Source organism: Micromonospora sp. DSM 43699 (assembly GCF_055517075.1).
Map to the genome: position 1 here is coordinate 1 of NZ_JBTMMT010000147.1, position 1,366 is coordinate 1,366.

Sequence of the window (1,366 nt, forward strand, 5' to 3'; positions counted from 1 at the left end):
TACTGCAACGGCAGTTGGTCAGGGGTAGCCGCGTCGTCGGTAGTGGCATGTTCGGGCCTGGTGTTGGCGGCGTCGTCGCCATCGGGACCAGGCCCAGACATGCTCGGGTTCATGGATGTGTCGCACTACGAGTGCGGTGAGGAGTCTTCGGATCTCCGGTACCGTGTAGCCGATCATCATGCCGTCGCCGGCGCTGGTTCCCCCTTTGTCGCAAAGGATCTGGCCACGGACAGCCAGGCGTGGGCGGCCATCGCGAGGGTGATGTGGGCGTACCAGGCCCGCCAATCACGCACCTGGTACTCGTCGAGGCCAGCTTCGTTCTTGGCCTGCTGGAAGCACTCCTCGATCGCCCACCTCGCCCCAGCGACACGAGCGAGGTCGACCAGGCGGGTGCGGCGAGGCCCGTAGCAGACGTAGTAGGCGATCTCGCCGGTGGTGATGCTGCGCCGAGCCAGGAGCCAGTGTCCACGGCCCGGTTTCCAGCAGATCCGTACCGGGATCCGAGCCCACCAGTACTCGCGTGGGCCGTGCGCCCCGGCGCCGGCTGAGAGCCGGCACCACGCCCGAGCGGGCAGGGCGGCGATGAGCTCGTCGGCGCGGGCGGTCCCCATCGTCGTGGTGATCATGTCGTCGTTACGGCGGGTCGCGACCACATAAGCCACATCCCGGTGTTCCAGCCACACCCGCAGGGACTTCGACTGCCCGTAGGCCTCGTCCATGGTCACCCACCCCACCGGCACCCCCGCGTCCAGGGCGCGGGCGAGCATGGTGCGGGCCATCTGCACCTTCGTGGCGAACTCCACCTCGTCGGGGATCCCGGCGGCCCGGCACCGGTCCCGGTCATCGGTCCACGACGCCGGCAGGTACAGCTGCCGGTCGATCAACGCGTGACCCTTCGTCGAGCGGTAGGCCAGGAACACCCCGACCTGGCAGTTCTCCGTCCGACCAGCCGTGCCGGAGTACTGGCGTTGCACCCCCGCCGACCGGACGCCCTTCTTCAGGAACCCGGTGTCATCGACGATCAACACCCCGGCCGGGTCACCGAGATACTCGACCACGTAGTCACGCACGTCGTCCCGGACGGCGTCGACGTCCCAGTCCGCCCACCGCAACAACCGCTGCATCCCATCCGGCGACACATCCCCGGCCTGCTCCGCAAGGGTCCAGCCGTTCTTGCGGCCCAGACCCGACACCAACCCGCACAGGTACTGCCGCGCCCGCCGACGAGGCTCAGACCGGCGAAACCGAGGCCCGATCCGGGCATGCAGCCGGTCCAGCTCCCCACGCCAACGATCAACATCAACGTCCGTCACAGGCAGACCAACGAACCCGACCCGAAGACGATTCGCCTACTGCCGTTGCAGTA

At 68.1% G+C, this 1,366-nt stretch carries 1 protein-coding gene; it reads right to left on the reverse strand.

Annotated elements, in window-relative coordinates; translation table 11 throughout:
• Positions 1-176 precede the first annotated feature (176 nt).
• Positions 177-1,313 carry an IS701 family transposase gene (locus tag AC0AIB_RS30960; RefSeq protein ID WP_465098039.1) on the reverse strand — a complete coding sequence of 379 codons (1,137 nt, stop codon included), beginning with the start codon at positions 1,311-1,313 and terminating at the stop codon, positions 177-179.
• Positions 1,314-1,366: the final 53 nt, after the last annotated feature.